The sequence below is a fragment of the Amycolatopsis sp. NPDC045836 genome (genome assembly GCF_056431745.1).
Genome location: NZ_JBWKKF010000003.1, coordinates 381,679 through 401,014 on the forward strand (window position 1 = coordinate 381,679; position 19,336 = coordinate 401,014).

The following is a 19,336-nucleotide window of genomic DNA, read 5'->3' on the forward strand; positions in this document are numbered from 1 at the left end:
GGTGGGGTATGCACCGGTATGCGTTCCGCACCGAGCATTCGAGCCAGGGCCCTGATCGCCTCGATGCGGCTCATGCGCCGCAAGCAGGTGTTCGCCGATCCGGAGAAACTGCGCGAAAGCGTGCAGAGCGGGCGTCGCCACGACCGCGAGGAGCCACCCTCGCTGATCCACCGCGGCACCCGCGTCACCTGCACCGATGTGGACGGGACGGCGTGCCACACGATCCGCCCGCACGCCCCGACCAGCACGCGGCACGTGCTGTACTTCCACGGCGGTGCCTACGTGCACGAGATCCAGCGCGACCACTGGGAGTTCGCGCGGCGGCTGGCGCTGCACACCGGTGGTGCGGTGACCGTGCCGGTCTACCCGCTCGCCCCCGATTCGACCTGTGCCGAAACCGTGCCGCTGGTCAAGCGGATCCACGACCGCGTCCTCGGTGACACCGACCCGCACAGCCGGGTGCTGATGGGCGACTCCGCCGGTGGGGCGCTGTCGCTGGTGCTCGCCGAGCAGCTGCGGGACAACGGTGAGGACCAGCCCAAGGAGATCGTGCTGCTCTCCCCGTGGCTCGACGCCACGATGAGCCACCCGAGCCTGGCGGCACTGGATCCGCTGGACCCGTACCTGAGCGTGCCGGGCCTGGTGGAGGCGGCTCGCCTGTACTCCGGCGGCCTGCCCGCCGACGACCCGTGGCTGAGCCCGATCAACGGCAAGCTGACCGGCCTGGGGCGGCTGAGCCTGTTCGTCGGCACCAGGGACGTCCTGCTCGCCGATGCCCGCCGGCTGCGCACCCTGACCGCCGAGCGCGGGGTCGACCTGGAGTACTGGGAGTACGAGGGCATGTTCCACGCGTGGATGCTGACCACCTTGCCGGAAGCCAGGGACGCCACGCGCCGGATCGTGCACACCGTCCTGCGCTGACCCCCGACTGCGAGGTCGCGCCGGTCACTGGAGTGTGGCGCGCCGGGCCGCCCGCGGCACGGTGTGCCACTCCAGTGACCGGCTCAAAAGCGACCTCGCCGCCTCGCCGGAGGCGAGGCAGACTACTCAGAAAACTCGAAGTGCAGGGCTTCGACCACCGCGTCGAACTTCTGCTCCATCTCCTTCTCGGTGGCCGCGCCGATCACCATGTCGGCGAGTTCGAAGCTGTAGCTGTCCTGGGCGGGCAGGTCGGACAACCGGGTGCCCTCCTGGGCCACCAGCTCGATCTGCACGCCGGGGATCCTGCGCTCGATCTCGGCGATCTCCTCCGGCGTCGGCACGCGTTCGACCACCCCGTCCTCGAAGCGGCGGTGGTACCACTTGGCCGAGATCGACCACTTCCCGCGCCGCGACGGGGCCGCCGGGTCCTTGCCGAGGCCCAGTTGCACCACGCGGTAGTGGTTCGGCACCCCGTCGACGTCCTCGAAGATCTCCGCGTGCGACTGCGAGTGCCGCGGGTTGATCTCCAGCACGGACACCTGGTTGCTCTCCGGGTGCACGAAGTACTCGATGCTGAACGTGCCGTGGTCCAGGCCCACCTGCTTGATCACCCGCTTGGCGATCTCAGTCATCCGCTCCTGCGCCTCGTCGGGCAGCTGCGAGGGGTACTGGTGCCGCAGGAACGACGTCGTGCCCGGGTAGTTGATCGAATCGAGCGCGCCGTAGACGACCACCTCGCCGTTGTAGGCGTAACCCTCCACCGCGGCCTGGACCCCGGTCAGCGCACCTTCGGCCAGGCACGCCTCACCACCGATTTCCGCGATCTCCCGCGGCAGTTCGAGCTGGTCCATCACGAACTGGAACGGCTTGCCCACCCGGCCGATGCCGTCGCAGATCTCCTTGACCGCCTGGTCGAACTCCGTCTGGTCCCCGACGTGGAAGGCCAGTTCCGAGGAGAACGACTTGACCGGTTTGAGCCACATCGGATAGTCGATCTTCTCCGGTTTCTCCGGTTGCCCGGCCAGGTCCACGATCGCGAACTCGGGGTACTCGTCGATCACCTTGGCCTGTTCCAGCCGGGACCAGTACTTGTGCTCGCACTTGACGATGGCCTCCAGCGGGGCCGATGGCAGGCCGTACCGCCGGCACAGGATCGGCACCATGGTGCTCACCGGGAAGTCCCAGTAGCCCACGATGGCCCCGATCTCACCGTCGAACGCGTCCAGTTGGCGCTGCGCCTTCTCCAGCAGGTCCTCGATCGGGATCTCGCCGTGCTGGATGTCCTCGATGGTCAGCACGCCGTGGAAGCGGTAGTCCTCCGCACCGGGGATCCTCCGCAGGGTGCGTTCGTTCGCTTCGTCCAATCCCAAGACAAAAATATCGATCGCCATGCAAGAGCGGTACCCGGTGGGAAATTTCCCGAAACTGCACCCGGTCAGCCGACGTACCGGCGGGCCACCGAATTCCGCTGCGACTGCTCCAATTCGACCAGACCGGCTTCGACCACCTCGGGTACCACCCGCCGCGACCGGAGTACCCAGGGCAGGCCGCGCAAAGCTTCCACCACCGCACCGGCGGTGAACCGGTCCCGCGGGGCCGAGCCGAGCACGCTCACCGTGCGCCGCCACGCACTGCGCACGGGCCGTCGCAGCCACAGCGTCCACAGCGTGTTGCGGATGCCCAGCTGCCGCCGTCGGCGCGCGTCCCTGGCCTTCGACGGGGCGTGGTGGATCACCACGTCCTCGGCCCAGCACATCCACCAGCCCGCCGCCGCGAGGTCGAGCGCCAGCAGTTCCTCCTCGCCGCCGAACCACATCTGCCGCGAGAAGCCGCCGACGCCTTCGAAGGCGCTCACCCGGAACATCGACAGCCCCGCCATCACGCCGAGCAACGCCGGTCCGGGCAGCCAGTCCGGCCCGCGTACCGGCGAGTACCGCAGTTCCGGGGTGATCGGGTCCTCGACCAGGTCCGGTTCGACCAGGCAGCGGCCGGTGACCGAACCCAGGCCGGGGTGCGCGTCCAGCAGGTCCGCCGCCCTGGTCAGCGCCCCGGGCTGCCAGCGCGTGTCGTCGTCGCAGAACGCCACGTACGGCGTGGTGACGCGGCTGACCGCGACGTTGCGGCCGAGCGCGCCGAGGTTCCGTTCGGCCCGGATCAGCTCGACCCCCGGGTACCGCGTCCGGACCGCCTCGGCGGTGCCGTCGCTGGATCCGTTGTCCACCACCACGATCGGCGCGGCGTCCGGCAGCGCGGTCATGCACGCCAGCGTGTGCATCAGTTCCCCGCACCGGTCCCTGGTGATGATCACCACGGTCGTCCTCATGCGCTTCCCTCCAGCAGCCGCACCCGGGCTTCCACCGCCCGCGGCAGCCGTCGTCGTTGCCGCAGCACCTTCGGCAACCGGCGGACCGCGCCGGCCAGCGCCCGCGGCGAAGCCGTGACCGCCGCGGTGACGCAGTCCTTCGGTGCCCGCCGCAGCCAGGTGATCAGCAGGTTGTTGCGGGCTTCGAGCCGCCGCCTGCGGGCGGCGGGCAGGCGCACCGCCGACGGGTGGTGGTGCGCCACGATGTCTTCGACGTAGCAGAGTTGCCAGCCGCAGGCGGCGAGGTCGTAGGAGAGCAGTTTCTCCTCCGCGCCGAAGTGCAGCAGCGGGTCGAAGCCCCCGCAGTCGGCGTAGGCCGTCCTGCGGACGATCGCCGAGCAGGCGAGGAAGCCCAGCACGGCCGGGCCGGGGGTGCCCGCGTCCCGCCCGAGCGGGCTGCCCGCCATCAGCTCGACCACCGGGTCCGGCCGGTTTTCCGGGCCCACCAGGGTTTTCCCGGCGATCAGGCCGAGCCGGGGGTGGCGGTCGAAGAGCAGTTCGGCCTTGGCCAGCGCGTCCGGTGCCCACCACGAGTCGTCGTCGCTGAACGCCACGTACGGCGTGCGGGCGGCTTCCACCCCGACGTTCCGCGCGGTGGCACCCAGGTTCTGGGGCAGGGACAGCAGTTCGGCACCCGCCGCGGTGGCCACGTCCGCGGTGTGGTCGGTGGAAGCGTTGTCCACCACGATGATCGGCGGCCGCGGCCGCAACGCCGAGAGCTCGCGCAGGGTGCGCGCGAGTTCACCGGCCCGGTTCCTGGTCGCGATGACCACCGTCGTCTTCATCGGTACCCCCGCAGTCCGGCCAAGAGTTCGTCGAGCATGGGCTGGTCGGACGGCGCCTCGTGGACCACCGCGCTCACCCGTCCCCGTGCGGACAGGCACCACGCCCACCAGTGGTCGAAGGCACCCGGCACCACCGCCGTTCCCGCGTCGACCAGCGCCGGCCAGCCCAGGGCACGGGCCTGCGCGGTCACCTTGCCGCCGCCTTCCACCGGATCGATGGCGAGCACCGGCACCCCGGCCCGCAGGCCGAGCACCAGTCCGTGCAACCGGGTGGTGACCAGTGCGTCCAGCCGGGTCAGCAGCGAGGTGAACTGGTCCGGCGTCGCGCAGTTGCGCCAGTCGCGGGTGTCGAGCCGGGTGTCCACCGGCACCCGGGCGCAGTCGAGGGTGTTCAGCCAGTCGTCCAGCGCGGCGTGCACGGCGTCGTGGCGCCGCCTGTCGCCGTACTCGCGCTGGCCGGGAGCCAGTGCGACGCCGATCACCGGGGTGCGGGTGGTGCCGGCGCAGCAGGCCAGGTCCGGGCGGGCGCGGCCGGGTTCGTCCCTGGCGAGCACCTGGTGGAAGCCGGTCACCGCCGGATCGGCCGGGTCGATCACCGACACCCCGGCCGCGATGCGGTGGCAGTCCGCGAACCGCTCGTGCAGCCGCCGGACCTGCTCCCCGTGTGCCGGGCCGCAGACGAAGACCAGGTGCGAGTACCGCGTGGAGTCGGCGTCCTCCAGCCGCAGCGCCCCGGGCTGGAAGGCGGGGCTCCACGCGGTGTCGTGGTCGATCCCGGCCGAGGTCAGCGCCGTGCGCACCGAGCGGAGGCTCAGCACGTCCCCCGCGGTCGCTTCGCCGTCGAGAAAACTGGGCCAGCCGGTCAGCAGCACGCGCATGCCCCCGCATACCCGGTTGATCGCCGGGTACACCCTCCGGCATGGACTGGAACTTCACCCGGGCGGTGGTCACCGGTGGCGCCGGCTTCGTCGGCTCGCACGTGTGCGCCCGCCTGCTGAGCTTGGGCACGCAGGTGATCTGCGTGGACAACTTCGCCACCGGCGTGCGCGACAACCTCCGCGAGCTGCTGGACCAGCCCGGCTTCAGCCTGGTGGAGGCGGACATCACCACGGCGCCGCCCGATCCGCCCGGTGCGCTCGACCTGGTCCTGCACCTGGCCTGCCCCGCTTCCCCGCGGGACTACCTGCGGCTGCCGTTCGAGACGCTGGCCGTCGGCGCCGCGGGCACCGCGTGGGCGCTCGGCCTGGCCCACCGCCACGGGGCGCGGTTCCTGCTCACTTCCACCAGCGAGGTCTACGGCGACCCCGAACGGCACCCGCAGCGCGAGGACTACTGGGGCAACGTCAACCCCATCGGCCCGCGCAGCGTCTACGACGAGGCCAAGCGCTACGCCGAGGCGTACACCGCCGCCGCGCGGCGCGAGTGGGGCGCGAACACCGCCATCGCCCGCATCTTCAACACCTACGGGCCGAACATGCGGGCCGGTGACGGCCGGATGATCCCGGCGTTCGTCAGCCAGGCGCTGCGGGGTGAACCGCTGACCGTGGCCGGAACGGGGCAGCAGACCCGGTCCATCTGCTACGTCGACGACACGGTGACCGGCTTGCTCGCGCTGGCGGCCAGCGGGCACCCCGGGCCGATGAACATCGGCAACCCGCACGAGCTGACCGTGCTGGAGATCGCCGAGGAGGTGCGCAGGCTGACCGGCAGCGAGTCGCCGATCACCCACATCGAAGCCGCCGAGGACGACCCGCGCCGCCGTTGCCCGGACATCGGCCTGGCGAAGGCCGAACTCGGCTGGGAGCCGGAGACCCCACCGGCCGAGGGGCTGCGGCACACGATCAAGTGGTTCGCGGAAACAAACCAACCGGATGCTTGAACACTGAGCAATATCCGATACGACCGGACCCGGTGCCACCCGGTAACTTCGTGCTGACGCCTGGTCAGCACGGTGCCGGAGGAGAGTCCCCATGTTGCTCGCGGACAAGATCGCAGTCGTATACGGGGCCGGCGGCGCACTCGGCCGGGCGGTGGCGCGGGCCTTCGCCGCCGACGGCGCCACCGTCCACCTCGCCGGGCGCACCGCCGGACCACTCGAAGCGGTGGCCGCCGAGATCACCGCGGCGGGCGGCGTGGCCTGCACCGCCGTGGTCGACGCGCTCGACGAGCGGGCCGTGGAGAACCACCTCGACGACATCGGGCCGGTCGACGTGTCGTTCAACCTCATCTCACACGGTGACGTGCACGGGGTGCCGCTGCTCGACATCGAGGTGGAGGACTTCGTCCGGCCCATCCACACCGCCGTGGTGGGCAACTTCCACACCATGCGCGCGGCCGCCCGGCACATGGTCAAGCAGCAGTCGGGGGTGATCCTGACGCTGACCTCACCGCCCGCCAAACTGGTCGGCCCGCTGATGGGCGGCACGGCCGTGGCCGAGGCCGCCATCGAAACCTTCACCCGGGGCCTGGCCGCCGAAATCGGCCTGCACGGTGTGCGGGTGCTCGGCCTGCGGTCGGAGGGCATTCCCGGGGCGTGGGCGGAAGACTGGCACACCAACGTGTTCGACACCCCGGTCGAAGCCACCGACGGCCTCGACCCCGAAGGCCACGCGAACGTGCTCGCCGAGCGGACGATGTTGCAGCGCACGCCGACGGTGGCCGAGATGACCGCCGTCGCGGTTTTCCTCGCCTCCGACCGCGCCGCCGCGATGACCGGCACGATCACCAACATGACCTGCGGTTCGGTGCCCGACTGAGAATTGCACGGGAAAGCGGCGGCCCGTTCCCGGGTCGCCGTTTCCTCATTCGTCCACTTTGTGCAGCAACGCGACCCCGGTTTCCCCGAACCGGCGGATGCGCGCGGTGGATTTGGTGGCGGAGAGGTAATCGTGCACGGCTCGGCTGCAACCGTCCCAGGCGTCGTAGTCGTCGAGGATGATGATCCCGTCGGCGCGCACGTGCGGGTAGAGGTGTTCCAGGCACACCATGGTCGAGTCGTACCAGTCCCCGTCGAGCCGGAGCACCGCGATCGGTTCACCGTCGTACCCCGGCACGGTGTCGGCGAACCAGCCCTCGTGCACGTGGACCGACGGGAAGCCCGCTTCGGCGACCAGCGCCCGGAAATCCTCGGCCTCGGTGCGCAGGTTGTCGAAGTACAGCGGGTCGTCGGTGGCCGCCTGCCAGGTCATCGCGTCCTCGCCGTCGGTGGGTGTGGCCTGCGGCAGGCCGTCCGAGAACGAGTCGTAGAAGTGGTAGTCGCGGTCCGGGCCGCCGATCCGCATCATCGCCGCGGCCATGCCACCCTTCCAGGTGCCGCACTCCACCACCGCGCCGCCGAGGTCGCGCAGCCGTTCCCGCACCAGGGCGAGGTTGTCGCAGAAGAGGTCCTCGGTGATCAGGCTGTACGCGGAAAATCGGCGGAACAATTCCTGGTGCTCGGCGTGTTCGGCCGCGTTTTCCCCGGCGGAAAAGCGCCGGAGTTTGCGCAGGAAACGCTGCGATTCATACCATGGTGTCATGCCATCAGATTATCAATTCCTGCCCCGCTTCCTCTTCTCCTGGAACAACCGACGAGGTCGCCGATCGCGGCAGCCAGTTCGCCGGCGTGCCGAACCTGGGGGTACTGGTGCGGCGCGTCGGCCAATCGGCGGTGTTCCCCGCGCGGCACCGAGGCGGCCATTGCCGCGTGCATCGCGAACAGCCCTTCGTGCAACCGCCGTTCGAGGTCTTCGTCGGCGAACTGCGCCCAGTACGGGTTGCGGCCCGTCGCGGTGAACACGATCATCGGCACGTCGGGCAGTTCTCCCCCGGCCCGCAGTTCGCCGTACAGCTCGCTTTCGAAATTGGCCGTCTCCGCCAACCCAGTCCGCCAAAGCGCCAGGCGGTTCTCGATCAGCGGTTCCCGCACCGCGTCCGGCCATTCGGCGTACAACTCGGCGAGCGCCACCCGCGACTGCGCCAGTTGCTCCGCGGTCAGCTCGGGGATCTCCTGCTCGTTCATCTGCTCGTTCAGCGCGACCGCTTCGGCGGGCAGGTAGTCGAAGATGTCCTCGTGCCCGGGGTCGAGCAAGAGCAGGCCGGCCACCTCCGCCGGGAACAACTGCGCGTACCGGCGGGCGTAGAACGCGCCGAGCGAATGCCCGGCCAGCACGTACGGCGCCGGAACCCCGGCGGTGCGCAGCAGTTCGCGAAGTTCTTCGGCCACCTCGGCAGCACTGCGGGGCAGGGCGATCTCGTCGCTCCAGCCGGTGCCGCCGCGGTCGTAGAGCACGCTGGTGGTCAGTTCGGCGGCGCGCTCGTGCACGTTGAGGAATTCCAGCCCGACCAGGCCCGCGCCGGGCAGGAAGACCACGGCGGGGCCGCCTTCGCCGGAGCGGTGCAACGCCAGCCGTCTTCCGCCGACCTCGTGGTGCCGCCCGAGCGGCGGTGTTCCGCGTGCCATGACCCTCCACCTTTCGCACTTTTTGAGAACGGTAGCACGATGTGAGATCGTTGCGGGGTGGACACCTTGGAACTGCTGGTGCACCCGGTGCGGCTGCGGATCGTGCACGCCCTGTCCGGGGATCGGGCGCTGACCACCGCCGAACTGTGCGAGCGCACCCCGGACGTGTCGAAGGCGACGGTCTACCGGCACGTCGGCCTGCTCGCCGACGCCGGGGTGCTGCGGGTCGACGGTGAGCAGCGGGTGCGTGGCGCGGTCGAACGGCGGTACCGGCTGAGCCGCGAACGCGCGGTGATCGACGCCGAAGCGGTCGCCTCGATCTCCCCGGAGGACCACCGCCGGGGTTTCGCCGTCGCGATGACCATCCTGATCGCCGAATTCGGCGCCTACCTCGACGGCGACCACCCCGACCCGGTCGGCGATTCCGTCGGCTACCGCCAGCACGCCCTCTGGCTCAGCCCGGCCGAACTCGCCGGCCTGATCGGCGGCCTGCGTGCCGCGATCGTCCCGCACCTGGCGAACCCGCCGACCGCGGAGCGCACCCAGTACCTGCTCAGCCCGATTCTGTTCCCGTTGGAGAAACCGGGTACCGACCACTGACTCCCTTCGCCGCGCTCCTCCACCGAACGGTCCATTCGCCGTCACGCCGGCGTTCAACGAACTGTTCTTCCGCACCGGCAGCCCGGCGATGGGCACCATCGTCGGCTCCGCCACCTTCGGCGGCGTGTCCAAATCGGACTGCTGTCCGGCACCGCGGCATTCCTGCCGGTCGAGCAGCTCGGCCGGTGAACCGTGCTCGCCTGGGCTCCACGCCCGCCTCCGGGTCGCCGAGTGCCCGGTGTTCCAGGCGATGGCCGCGAAGCAGGCCACCGTTTCCCTGCCGATGATCGCCGTGCAGCCCGCGTGTGCACCACACGGGATTCGCCACGTCGCGGGAGATCGGCGCGGCGGGCTCTCCCCGCTGATCGCCGCCCCGCCGGTCGTCCAGGCCGGCGGGAAGGGCGGGCTGGACGATCTTCACCGCGGTGGTGTCGTTCCACCTCGCCGCGGGGGCAAGGACGCGGACATCGCTCAGGGGCAGCTCTCGCCCTGGCCCCCGCCGCTGTCGATCGCGGCGGTCAGCGCGGCGACCCTGGCTCGCAGGTCCTTCAGTTCGGCCACCGGCATACCGGTGGCACCGGCGATCCGCCGCGGCACGTCGGCCGCGCGTGCACGCAACGCCTCCCCCGCCGCGGTGAGGTGGATCTCCACCGAGCGCTCGTCCTGTTCGCTGCGCAACCGGCGGATCAGCCCGGCGCCCTCCAGCCGCTTGAGCAACGGCGAGAGCGTGCCGGAATCCAGCCGCAGCCGCGCGCCGATCTCCTTGACCGAAACGCCGTCGGACTCCCACAGCACCAGCAGCACCAGGTACTGCGGATAGGTCAGATCCAGCTCGCGCAACGCCGTGCGGTACAGCGTGCCGAACGCGCGGGAGGCCGCGTGCAGCGCGAAGCAGATCTGGTTGTCCAGGCGCAACAGCTCCGCCGCCGTCACGGCGGGCGCCTGGGGGTGGCTCTCGGTCATGCCCCCAGCCTACATTAGGTTGCGCACAACTCAATTGCGTGCAACACTTCTGGGGCACCCACGACGGAAGGACTCCCCATGGCGCTCTACACCGCGGCGGCGACCGCCAACGGCCGCGACGGCAAGGCGGTCAGCTCCGACGGCCAGCTGGACCTGACCCTGGCCATGCCGCCCGCGCTCGGCGGCACCGGCAAGGGCACCAATCCCGAGCAGCTGTTCGCCGCCGGGTACGCCGCCTGCTTCGCCAGCGCGCTCGGCCTGGTCGGCAGGCAGGCCAAGGTGGACACCAAGGACATCTCGGTGACCGCCGAGGTGGGCATCGACAAGGACGACACCAGCTTCGCGCTCGCGGTCACCCTGCGCGTGGAGCTGCCCGCCGAGATCGACGAGGAGACCGGCCGCCGATTGGCCGAGCAGGCGCACCAGGTCTGCCCGTACTCGAAGGCCACCCGCGGCAACATCCCGGTCGAGCTCGTCGTCGAATAGCACCGCGTGGCGCGGGCGCCAGCCCGGCTCGCGCAGCGCCCGCGCCACCGCACTGCTCAGGACCCGGATGCCGCGGACCGCACCGGGGGCGACGCCGGTCAGTTCGCGGATCCGCCCGAGCCGGTAGTCCAGCGTCCGCGGGTGGATGTGCAACGCCAGCGCGGTGCCGAGCCGGTTCATGTCGTTGCGGTAGTAGGCGCCCAGGGTGACCACCAGCTCCGGCCCGTTCGCCAGCCGCCGCACCGGGTCGCCGAGCCACTCCTCCACCTCCGGCACCTGGTCACCCCGAGTTCCGCAAAACCTCGGGAATGCCGTACAGCGCACGCGGAACGCGCTCGCGTGGCGCCACCTGCGCCACCCTGGTGGCCACCGAACTGCGGACGACCAACGCGACGTATTCCCCGTGCACCGCGACGCCGAGGCTCCTGGCGATTTCCCCGGCGGTGGCGGCGTTCGCCAGCAGTGATCCGGCCAGGTTGCGCACCCGCTGCGCCAGTTTCACGCGCCACGCCTGTTCGTCCAGGTAGCCGCGCAGGTAGGCGGCCGTGCCACGCAGTCCCTGCGCGCCGAACCAGGCGGTCAGCTGAAGCGTTCGGTCAGGTCCTCGCTGCCGTTCGCCGCGTCGTGGATTTCGTGCGGCATCAGGTTGGCGTGCAGCACCAGCGCCGCTTCGTCCAGCTGGCGGTTTCCCTGGTCATTTCGACGGTGCGGCGGCGGAACCAGATGGCGTGGTCGAGCATGTCGCGTGCCCGCGCGGATCGGCGGCTTCCCGCCGGTAGTCCGGTATTTCCCCGGCGTAGGCGACCAGCTCCGCCCGCGCGCTGGCTTCGGCCCGTTTGTCCAGCGATCCGAACAGGTCGCTCACACCGGCTCCCCTCGAATCGAGGTCTCGCCGGATCGTAGTGAAGCGGCGGGGCTCGGGGGAAGGCGCGATTCCGCTCGCCAGCAGCGGGACGAGCCGAAAACGGGGTGCCGGGGGCGGCCGGGTGTGTTCTGATGATGTTGTGGAGCTGTCCGTACTGCTGGCGTTCGTCGCCGCCGCACTGGTCATCAGCCTGGTCCCGGGACCGGACATGCTGTTCATCGTCGCCAACGGCATCGCCAGGGGCAGGCGGGCCGGGGTGGTGGCCGCGCTCGGCATGTCCACCGGCCTCGCCGTGCACACCGTCGCCGCCGCGCTCGGCCTCGGCGCGCTGCTGCAGGCGGTCCCGGCCGTGCTGGACGCCATCCGGATCACCGGGGCGGCCTTCCTGGTCTACCTGGCGGTGACCACGCTGCGCTCGTCGAAGGAAGCGCTGGTCAACACCGATCCCGAGCCGGTGCCGGACCGCGGCCTGCGGCGCACCTACGTGCTGGCGGTGCTGACCAACCTGGCCAATCCGAAGGTGATCCTGTTCTTCCTCGCCTTCTTCCCGCAGTTCCTGAACCCGGCGGGCAGCTGGCCGATGTGGGTGCAGTTCCTGGTGCTGGGCGCGGTGTTCATCGCGGTGGGGCTGTCGGTGGACGGTTCGGTCGGCCTGACCGCCGGTGCGCTGGCGGCCCTGCTGCTGCGCCGCCCGTCGATCCGGCGCTGGCTCAACCGGGTCTCCGCGGCGATCTTCGGCGCGCTCGCCGTGCGCCTGGTCGCCGACCGCGGCGTCACCTAGACGAGCAAGTCCGAAGTGCTCGGTGGCCGTAGGCCACCAGCGATCGGGTGGCTCCCCCGGCGGCGGCTGATCTTGGACACCCCGTCCACGCCTGGACACCACCTGTCGTCAGGACTTGCTCGTCCGGGAACTGGCGGGCCGCCCGCGGGTGCCCCTCCTGCGGGCGGCCCACCTCCTGGTGGCACCGGGGCCGAAGCGGCGTGACCGCCCCGGCCCCGACCGGAGTCGTGCTCGCGTGCCGAAGGGTCAGCTGACGTAGATGTTCGAGTTGCCGCTGCTCTGGTAGCCCTCGGTCGCCATGATCATGTAGTAATTGAAGTTGCCCAGGTTCATCCCCTTGCTCCTCCAGGCGTCGAAGTGGGCGCCGGTGTTGATGGAGCCGCCGACCCGCTTCGACTGCCGGGTGCTCCAGAACTGCGGGAAGGTCTTGGTGCCCTCGACCGACGGGGCGTTGTACCGCATGGTGTGGTAGATGTCGTAGTTGCCGCCGTCGCTGTAGACCGTGCCCCGGTGCTCACCGGTCGGCCGGTAGTTGCCCCAGCTCTCGACGATGTAGTACTCGACGAGCGGGTTCGAGGTCCAGCCGTAGAGGCACAGGTAGCCGTTGCCGGAGGGGTTGAAGCTGCCCGAGTAGTTGACCGTCCGGCGTGAGCCGTTGCTCCAGCCCTTGCCGCAGACGAAGTTGCCGGTGTTGCTCCAGTTGGTCCGGTAGTTGCCACCGTTGCTCAGGGTCATCGAGACCGATCCGCCGCCGTCGGTCCAGAAGGAGTAGTAGTACCCGTTGTGCGTACCGGTCTGGTTGGTGGTGATCGTGGTATCGGCGCCCGCGGTGCCGGGCAGCACCAGTGCGGACGTGGTGGCCAGCGCCAGCGCACCGGTGCCGCCGAGAAACAACCGGCGGTTCATCGGGCGGGGCTGGACGGGCTCCATCGACATGTTTCCTCCTCGTTGAGGCCGGCGGGAGACCACTTCGAGTGTTGGTCCGCCACAACAAGGCTGTCAATAAGTTTCGAACTTATTTCGGAAACATGTCGAAACCTTTAACCCCAGGCTGAGCCTTCGCTTCAACCGACTGTCCAGCCGAATCCGCCGCCAATCGAGCCGGTCGAAGCCGAGGGTTTCGAAAATTTCGGTTACGCGGTGCCCCGCCGCTCCCAGCCCTCCTTGAACAGGTCGAAGAAGGCACCGGTGGACGGGTGCTCGCCGATGAACTCCGGGTCCAGCTCCACCCCGAGGCCCGGCGCGTCCGGCAGCGCGAAGTAGCCGTCGACGACCTCCGGCAGGCCGGGCGCCGCCTGCTTCACGTGCTCGTCGGCGAAGTCGTTGAAGTGCTCCTGGATCTTGAAGTTCGGCGTGCACGCGGCCAGGTGCAGGTTCGCCGCGGTGAGCACCGGGCCGCCGACGTTGTGCGGCGCGATCAGCGTGTAGTGCGCCTCGGCCGTGGCCGCCAGCTTGCGCGTCTCGGCGATGCCGCCGAGGTGCCCGATGTCGGGCTGGATCACGTCCACCGCCCCGGATTCGAACAGTTCGCGGAACTCCACCCGGTCGTGGATGCGCTCGCCGGTGGCCACCGGCGCGTTGACCTTGGCCGCCACCGTGGCCAGCGCCTTGAGGTTGGCGGGCGGCACCGGTTCCTCGATCCACGCCGGGTCGTACGGCTCCAGCATCCGCGCGATCCGGATGGCCTCGGCGGGCGCGAACCGGCCGTGCATCTCCACCAGCAGTTCGATGTCCGGGCCGACCGCGTCACGCACCGCTTCGACCAGCGACACGCACCGCCGGCGCTCGGCCGGGTCCAGTTCCCACTGCCCCGGCCCGAACGGGTCGAACTTCATCGCCAGGTACCCGCGCTCCACCACCTTCTTCGCCGCGGCGGCGAATTCGGCCGGCGTGCGCTCCACTGTGTACCAGCCGTTGGCGTAGGCCTTGATCCGGTCGCGGACCTTGCCACCGAGCAGCCGCCACACCGGCTGGCCGAGCGCCTTGCCGATGATGTCCCAGCAGGCCATCTCCACGCACGCGATGCCGGACATGACGATCTCACCCGCACGCCCGTAGTCGCCGTACTTCATCCGCTGCACCAGCGCTTCGGTGTCGAACGGGTCGTGCCCGACCACGTACCGCGGTGCCGCTTCGGCGAGATAGCCCAGCAGCGCCCTGGTGTGCCCGAGCATGCGGGTCTCCCCCACCCCGGTCAGGCCGTCGTCGGTGGTGACGCGGACGAAGGTGAGGTCGCGCCACGGCGTGCCCAGCACGAAGGTGTCGACCGCGGTGATCTTCATCGGGCAGCTCCCTGGTTCAGCGGTTCCGGCAGTGCGATTCCCTCGGCTCCCAGCTCGGACCTCTCCGCGTCCGGCATCAGCTCGGCGAGCAGGCCGAGGCCGATCTCGGCGCGCCGCACCCGTTCGCGGGCCAGCCGGATGGCCACGTCGGTCAGGTGCGTGCCGCTGGGGTAGATGTTGGGCGAGTTGCGCAGGCCGAACTTGAGGTAGACGGGCGCGGCCACCCGCACGATCTCGGCGATCTCGAAGTGCCGGACGAAACCGCCCTGGTCGTCCGGGGACTCCAGGTAGACGTCCAGCGGCAGGTCGACCGCGGCCCGCACGGCCGCCAGCTGGCCGAGGGTCAGGTCGGTCGGCACGTTGTAGGTGTCCGCGCCGAGCCGTTCCGCCAGCCGGATGGAGACCGGATTGGACAGTCCCATCTGGACACTGATCTTGAACTGGAGGTTCGGCGGCAGCAGGCCGCGGCCGCGCGCGGCGGCGGCCAGTTCCAGGGTGCCGAGATCGGTGATCAGCACGCTGCGCACCCCGGCACCGGCGGACCTGGCGATGTCGGCCAGGTTGTGCACCAGCTGCTCGGTGCCCCTGGCCTGCGCGGCCAGCGCACCCGCGCCGCCTGCCAGTGCGGCGGCGCCGGTGGACCAGCCGGTCAGCGGCCGGGCGAACAGGCTGACCTCCACCCGCGCACCGGCACCGATCTCCGCCATCCGCGTCAGTTCGTCCCCGGTGAGCAGCATTCCCCCGCTGCCCTGGGAAATCCGGTGCACCGGTACCCCGCGGGCACCCGCCTCGGCCAGCACCGCGTCGAACACCTCCGGTCCCTCGACGCTCGGGATCTCCACCCGGTACCGCGCCCCGTCCGGGAAGCGCTTGGCACTGCTGGGCAGCTCGTGATCGGACTCGGCGAACCCGAGTTCGCCGAGCAGGCTGCGGAATCTCTGCACGGGAGGCACCTTTCGTGGGATCAGCCGGCGAAGGTGAGCGCGGGCAGGCCCGCGACCCCCGGCTCGGCGGCGAACACGGCGCCTGCCCGGTGGTCCGGGGCGGCGTCCTGCTGGGAGGTGGTGATGAACAGCCGGGTCAGCCCGGGCCCGCCGAAGGTGCAGGCGGTCACCTGGCTCACCGGCAGGTCGATGACCGCGTCGAGCACGCCGTCGCGGTCGTACCGGCGCACCGCCGAACCACCCCACAGCGCCACCCACACCCCGCCCTCGGCGTCCACGGTGAGGCCGTCGGGTTCACCGGGCGGTTCGACCTCCGCGAACACCCGCCGCCCGGTGAGACCGTCGTGGCTGTCGTAGTCGAAGGCGTCGATCCGGCCGGTGGGTGTGTCCACGTAGTACGCCGTAGCGCCGTCGGGGGCGAAGGCGAATCCGTTGGAAATGGTGACCCCGGTGAGCACCCGCTCCACACCGTGGTCCGGATCGAGGCGGAACAACGCCCCCGCCCCCGCCCTGGTGTCGTAGGCCATCGAGCCGCAGTAGAAGCGGCCGTCGGGATCGCACCCGCCGTCGTTCATCCGGATGCCCTCGTCGATCCACAGCGGACCGAGCGGGGTGATCGGCCCGGCCAGGTCCCCGGCCAGCGCGAACCCGCGTTCGGTGGCCAGCACCCAGCCGCCGGAGCGACGCGGGCGCAACGCGGCCGCCACCGAGCCGACGTGCGTGCGGTCCACCCGGCCGTCCGGGCCGAGGGAGAGCACGTCACCGGCGAGCATGTCCACCCACCGCAGCGTGTCCTGCCACCACACCGGGCCTTCGCCGTGCCAGGCCACGGCCCCGGTCACCGCCTCAACCACGGGCTTCGTCCCGCAACGACGGCGGCAGCAGTTCGCCGGGCAGGTTCTGGTAGGCGACCGGGCGCAGGAACCGCCGGATCGCCGCGGTGCCCACCGAGGTGAAGGTGCCGGTGGCCGCCGGGGCGGGACCGCCGTGGTGCTGGGCGCGGGTGACCGCGACCCCGGTCGGCCAGCTGTTCCAGACCACCCGGCCGGCGAACTCCGCCAGCCTGCGCACCAGCGGGCGGGCCACCTGCTCCCCGGTCTCCCCGTGCACGGTCGCGGTCAGTTCGCCGGTGAACAACCGGGCCGCGGCGAGCAGTTCGTGCTCCCCGTCGTAGGCGACGAGCAGCGAAGTGGGGCCGAAGCACTCGGCCAGCAGCGCGTCACCGGCGGCCCGCAACTCCGGCAGGGTGGTGGCCAGCAGGGCCGCGCGGGTGCCTTCCTCGGTGTGCGTGCCGGGCTGGACCACGCGGACCGCGGGATGGGCGGCGAGTTCCGCCCGCCGGTGGGCGTGTGCCTGAGCGATGCGGTCGTTGAGCAGGGTGGCGGCGGCCTGCCCGCGGATGCGGCCGGCCACCGCCGCTTCGAACTCGGGCAGCGTCGCCGCCGGGTAGAACAGCACCCCGGGCTTGGTGCAGAACTGGCCCGCGCCGAGCAGGTACGAATCGGCGTACCCGGCGGCGATCTCCGCCTGCCGCGCCGCCGCCGCACCCGGGGTCACGAACACCGGGTTGACGCTGCCCATCTCGGCGTAGAACGGGATCGGGTCCGGCCGCGACGCGGCGAGCGCGTACAGCGCCCGGCCACCGGCGGGCGAGCCGGTGAACGCGGCCGCCTTGATCTCCGGCGCCTGCAACGCCGACCGGGCCGCTTCTTCCCCGCGCAGCAACGCGAACGTGCCCTCGGGCGCCCCGGCCCGGCCCAGCGCGCCGGAGACCACGGCGGCGGTCGCCTCGGCCAGTTCCGGGTGCCCGGGGTGGGCCTTGTGGACCACGGGGCACCCGGCGGCCAGCGCCGAAGCGGTGTCACCGCCCGCGACGCTGAAGGCGAACGGGAAGTTGCTCGCGCCGAACACCAGCACCGGGCCGATCGGGCGGTGCACGCGCCGCAGGTCCGGGCGGCCACCGGCGGGCCAGTCCGGGTCCGCCCGGTCCACCACCGGTTCCCGGTACTGCTCGCCGGTGACCTCCTCGGCGAGCAGGCGCAGCTGGAACACCGTGCGCGCGAGTTCGCCGGTCAGCCGGGGCACCGGCAGGTTGCTCTCCCTGACCGCGATCGGCACCAGTTTGTCCTCGGCGGCGGCCAGCGCGTCGGCGACCAGGTTCAGCGCGGTGGCCAGCCGGTCCGGCGGCCAGTCGGCCAGTTCCCTGGCCGCCACCGCGGCGGCGCGGAGCAGTTCGGCGGGCATTCCACCTCCTGTTCGATATTTCGGATGCTGTTCGAAACACTAGACAGCCGCGGTCGCGCCCGTCAACACCCGCCCGAGCCGCCGCGCGCCCGCGACCACCCTGGCGTCCCACTGCGCCGCGGGCACCCGCAGCCAGCACTCACGCGGGACCCGCAAGCCGAGCGCGGCCACCGGTCCCCACCCACCGCGCACCCCGGCGGCGAGGTGCACCGCCTCGTCGGCGATCTCGCGCTCCACCCCGGCGGTGCCGGACAGCACCCGGCCGAGCACCCCGGTGCCGGTGGCGGGCGAGCCGGAGCAGGCGACCACCCGCACCCGTTCCCCGGCGGGCACCGCGATCGCCACCTCGTGGCCGTACCAGGCCGCGAGCGCCTTGGCGAGCGGCTCGCCGTCCCCCTCCAGGCGCTGCCGGACCGCCCACGCCTCCCCGAGCCTGCCGACGCCCGGCCCGAGCGTGTACGCGGCGCGTTTGGCGGGGCGGGCCAGATAGCCGCGCTCGGCCAGGGTGGCGAGCAGTTCGTGCGCGGTGGTTCTCGGCACGCCGAGCCGGTCGGTGACCTGACCCGCGCTCACCCGCCCTTCGGCGAGGACGAACTCCAGCACGTCGAGCGCGCGTGCCACCGCGGGAACCTCACGGACCACAACCGCCTCCCTTTGACCCGGCGGGGCGGCGCCGGATAGCGTTCGGACATCGAAATACCGGCACCTGTTCGAAATACCACGAGGAGTTCCGATGCCCGATGTGCCGCCCGACGCCGCCGGACAGCTCGCCGAGATCGGCTGGGGCGAAGACCGGGCGGTGATCGGCTCGGTGGCGGCCACGCTGCTGTCGTGGCGGACCGGTGACACGGAACTGCTGCTCACCCACGACCCGGCCGAACTCGGCGACAGCCACCAGGGCAAGGCCATCGCGCCGTGGCCCAACCGGATCGCCGGTGGGCGCTACACCTTCGACGGTCAGGAGTACCAGGTCGCGCTGACCGAACCGGCGCGCAACGCCGCCCTGCACGGCCTGCTCACCTGGGTCGACTGGGCGATCACCGAACAGGGCGCGCACGCGGTCACCCTGGAGCACCGGCTCCGCCCGCAGTACGGCTATCCGTTCAGCCTCCACTTGCGACTGACCTACGAACTGGGTGAGCACGGCTTGCGCTGCACGCTCGACGCGACCAACACCGGCACCGGGCCCGCCCCGTTCGGCGCCGCCTACCACCCCTACGTCCGGATCAGCGACACCGTCGACGAACTGGTCGTCGACCTGCCCGCGGACACCTATTACCCGACCGACGAGAACCTGATCCCCACCGGCCGCGCCGCGGTCGAGGGCACCGCGTACGACTTCCGCGGTGGCAGGCGGCTCGGCTCGACCGCGCTCGACACCGCCTACACCGGACTGACCACCGGCGATGACGGCACCACCCGGGTCCGGCTGACCGCGCCGTCCGGTCGCACGGTCACCGTGTGGGCCGACGGCAGCCACCGCTACCTGCAGGTCTACACCGACGACACGCCGGGTACCGGGCGCCCGGCCCGCCGGGGCATCACGGTGGAGCCGATGACCTGCGCGCCCAACGCCTTCAACACCGGTGACGGCCTGCTCACCCTGGCCCCCGGGCAGACCTTCACCGGCAGCTGGGGACTGTCGCATTCGGACTGATCCGC

Annotated in this window: 22 protein-coding genes and 1 pseudogene; 7 read left to right on the forward strand and 16 right to left on the reverse strand. The window is 71.2% G+C overall.

Annotated elements, in window-relative coordinates; all coding sequences use genetic code 11:
- Positions 1–18 precede the first annotated feature (18 nt).
- A complete protein-coding gene (locus AC07EG_RS06720) occupies positions 19–921 on the forward strand; it encodes an alpha/beta hydrolase fold domain-containing protein (RefSeq protein WP_478252039.1) in 903 nt (300 codons plus the stop codon).
- A gap of 122 nt (positions 922–1,043) precedes the next feature.
- Here AC07EG_RS06720 and AC07EG_RS06725 read toward each other — a convergent pair whose 3' ends face one another.
- From AC07EG_RS06725 to AC07EG_RS06740, 4 genes are read right to left on the reverse strand one after another with little or no spacing between them, the layout of a single operon-like run.
- On the reverse strand, positions 1,044–2,312 hold the full coding sequence (locus AC07EG_RS06725; RefSeq protein WP_478252040.1) for an ATP-grasp domain-containing protein: 1,269 nt from the start codon (positions 2,310–2,312) through the stop codon (positions 1,044–1,046).
- Between the two features lie 44 nt (positions 2,313–2,356).
- Entirely contained in the window at positions 2,357–3,244 is an 888-nt protein-coding gene (locus AC07EG_RS06730; protein WP_478252041.1) for a glycosyltransferase family 2 protein, read from the reverse strand.
- Positions 3,241–4,068: a glycosyltransferase family 2 protein gene (locus tag AC07EG_RS06735; protein ID WP_478252042.1), complete on the reverse strand. Its 828-nt coding sequence runs from the start codon at positions 4,066–4,068 to the stop codon at positions 3,241–3,243. The genes AC07EG_RS06730 and AC07EG_RS06735 overlap by 4 nt, the downstream gene beginning before the upstream one ends.
- Complete coding sequence (locus AC07EG_RS06740) at positions 4,065–4,946, reverse strand: polysaccharide pyruvyl transferase family protein (protein ID WP_478252043.1); 882 nt, start codon at positions 4,944–4,946, stop codon at positions 4,065–4,067. Before AC07EG_RS06740 ends, AC07EG_RS06735 begins: the two co-directional genes overlap by 4 nt.
- 41 nt (positions 4,947–4,987) lie before the next feature.
- Between AC07EG_RS06740 and AC07EG_RS06745 the strand changes: the two genes are divergently transcribed.
- Together AC07EG_RS06745 and AC07EG_RS06750 are read left to right on the forward strand one after the other, a co-directional pair.
- Positions 4,988–5,947: an NAD-dependent epimerase/dehydratase family protein gene (locus AC07EG_RS06745; RefSeq protein ID WP_478252044.1), complete on the forward strand. Its 960-nt coding sequence runs from the start codon at positions 4,988–4,990 to the stop codon at positions 5,945–5,947.
- Between the two features lie 91 nt (positions 5,948–6,038).
- On the forward strand, positions 6,039–6,824 hold the full coding sequence (locus tag AC07EG_RS06750; RefSeq protein WP_478252045.1) for an SDR family NAD(P)-dependent oxidoreductase: 786 nt from the start codon (positions 6,039–6,041) through the stop codon (positions 6,822–6,824).
- A 45-nt stretch (positions 6,825–6,869) separates the two neighbouring features.
- Here AC07EG_RS06750 and AC07EG_RS06755 read toward each other — a convergent pair whose 3' ends face one another.
- Positions 6,870–7,586: a TylF/MycF/NovP-related O-methyltransferase gene (locus AC07EG_RS06755; protein ID WP_478252046.1), complete on the reverse strand. Its 717-nt coding sequence runs from the start codon at positions 7,584–7,586 to the stop codon at positions 6,870–6,872.
- A complete protein-coding gene (locus AC07EG_RS06760; protein WP_478252047.1) occupies positions 7,583–8,509 on the reverse strand; it encodes an alpha/beta hydrolase in 927 nt (308 codons plus the stop codon). The genes AC07EG_RS06755 and AC07EG_RS06760 overlap by 4 nt, the downstream gene beginning before the upstream one ends.
- 57 nt (positions 8,510–8,566) lie before the next feature.
- On the opposite strand from AC07EG_RS06760, the gene AC07EG_RS06765 reads away from it, so the two are divergent.
- Entirely contained in the window at positions 8,567–9,109 is a 543-nt protein-coding gene (locus tag AC07EG_RS06765) for a helix-turn-helix domain-containing protein (RefSeq protein ID WP_478252048.1), read from the forward strand.
- 471 nt (positions 9,110–9,580) lie between these two features.
- On the opposite strand, the gene AC07EG_RS06770 is transcribed toward AC07EG_RS06765, so the two are convergent.
- A complete protein-coding gene (locus AC07EG_RS06770) occupies positions 9,581–10,072 on the reverse strand; it encodes a MarR family winged helix-turn-helix transcriptional regulator (RefSeq protein ID WP_478252049.1) in 492 nt (163 codons plus the stop codon).
- A 78-nt stretch (positions 10,073–10,150) separates the two neighbouring features.
- Here AC07EG_RS06770 and AC07EG_RS06775 point away from each other — a divergent pair, with 78 nt between their 5' ends.
- Entirely contained in the window at positions 10,151–10,558 is a 408-nt protein-coding gene (locus AC07EG_RS06775) for an organic hydroperoxide resistance protein (protein WP_478252050.1), read from the forward strand.
- Positions 10,559–10,675: 117 nt separating this feature from the next.
- Here AC07EG_RS06775 and AC07EG_RS06780 read toward each other — a convergent pair.
- From AC07EG_RS06780 to AC07EG_RS06790, 3 genes and pseudogenes are all read right to left on the reverse strand, one after another.
- A pseudogene (locus AC07EG_RS06780) lies at positions 10,676–10,738 on the reverse strand (hypothetical protein); the annotation flags it as partial.
- 100 nt (positions 10,739–10,838) lie between these two features.
- Positions 10,839–11,060 carry a hypothetical protein gene (locus AC07EG_RS06785; RefSeq protein WP_478252051.1) on the reverse strand — a complete coding sequence of 74 codons (222 nt, stop codon included), beginning with the start codon at positions 11,058–11,060 and terminating at the stop codon, positions 10,839–10,841.
- A 192-nt stretch (positions 11,061–11,252) separates the two neighbouring features.
- Positions 11,253–11,423 (reverse strand): hypothetical protein, encoded by a 171-nt coding sequence (locus tag AC07EG_RS06790; protein ID WP_478252052.1) that lies wholly within the window; start codon positions 11,421–11,423, stop codon positions 11,253–11,255.
- A 139-nt stretch (positions 11,424–11,562) separates the two neighbouring features.
- On the opposite strand from AC07EG_RS06790, the gene AC07EG_RS06795 reads away from it, so the two are divergent.
- Positions 11,563–12,204: a LysE family translocator gene (locus AC07EG_RS06795; RefSeq protein ID WP_478252053.1), complete on the forward strand. Its 642-nt coding sequence runs from the start codon at positions 11,563–11,565 to the stop codon at positions 12,202–12,204.
- A 246-nt stretch (positions 12,205–12,450) separates the two neighbouring features.
- On the opposite strand, the gene AC07EG_RS06800 is transcribed toward AC07EG_RS06795, so the two are convergent.
- From AC07EG_RS06800 to AC07EG_RS06825, 6 genes are all read right to left on the reverse strand, one after another.
- The gene (locus AC07EG_RS06800) at positions 12,451–13,140 is read right to left on the reverse strand and encodes a glycoside hydrolase family 11 protein (RefSeq protein ID WP_478252054.1); all 690 of its coding nucleotides are present in this window, start codon (positions 13,138–13,140) and stop codon (positions 12,451–12,453) included.
- A gap of 197 nt (positions 13,141–13,337) precedes the next feature.
- On the reverse strand, positions 13,338–14,486 hold the full coding sequence (locus AC07EG_RS06805) for a mandelate racemase/muconate lactonizing enzyme family protein (protein ID WP_478252055.1): 1,149 nt from the start codon (positions 14,484–14,486) through the stop codon (positions 13,338–13,340).
- Positions 14,483–15,430 (reverse strand): U32 family peptidase, encoded by a 948-nt coding sequence (locus AC07EG_RS06810; RefSeq protein WP_478252056.1) that lies wholly within the window; start codon positions 15,428–15,430, stop codon positions 14,483–14,485. Before AC07EG_RS06810 ends, AC07EG_RS06805 begins: the two co-directional genes overlap by 4 nt.
- A gap of 20 nt (positions 15,431–15,450) precedes the next feature.
- The gene (locus AC07EG_RS06815) at positions 15,451–16,272 is read right to left on the reverse strand and encodes an SMP-30/gluconolactonase/LRE family protein (RefSeq protein WP_478252057.1); all 822 of its coding nucleotides are present in this window, start codon (positions 16,270–16,272) and stop codon (positions 15,451–15,453) included.
- A 4-nt stretch (positions 16,273–16,276) separates the two neighbouring features.
- On the reverse strand, positions 16,277–17,674 hold the full coding sequence (locus AC07EG_RS06820; RefSeq protein WP_478252058.1) for an aldehyde dehydrogenase (NADP(+)): 1,398 nt from the start codon (positions 17,672–17,674) through the stop codon (positions 16,277–16,279).
- 39 nt (positions 17,675–17,713) lie between these two features.
- Positions 17,714–18,316: a helix-turn-helix domain-containing protein gene (locus tag AC07EG_RS06825; protein ID WP_478252059.1), complete on the reverse strand. Its 603-nt coding sequence runs from the start codon at positions 18,314–18,316 to the stop codon at positions 17,714–17,716.
- Positions 18,317–18,407: 91 nt separating this feature from the next.
- On the opposite strand from AC07EG_RS06825, the gene AC07EG_RS06830 reads away from it, so the two are divergent.
- Complete coding sequence (locus AC07EG_RS06830) at positions 18,408–19,331, forward strand: aldose 1-epimerase family protein (protein WP_478252060.1); 924 nt, start codon at positions 18,408–18,410, stop codon at positions 19,329–19,331.
- Positions 19,332–19,336: the final 5 nt, after the last annotated feature.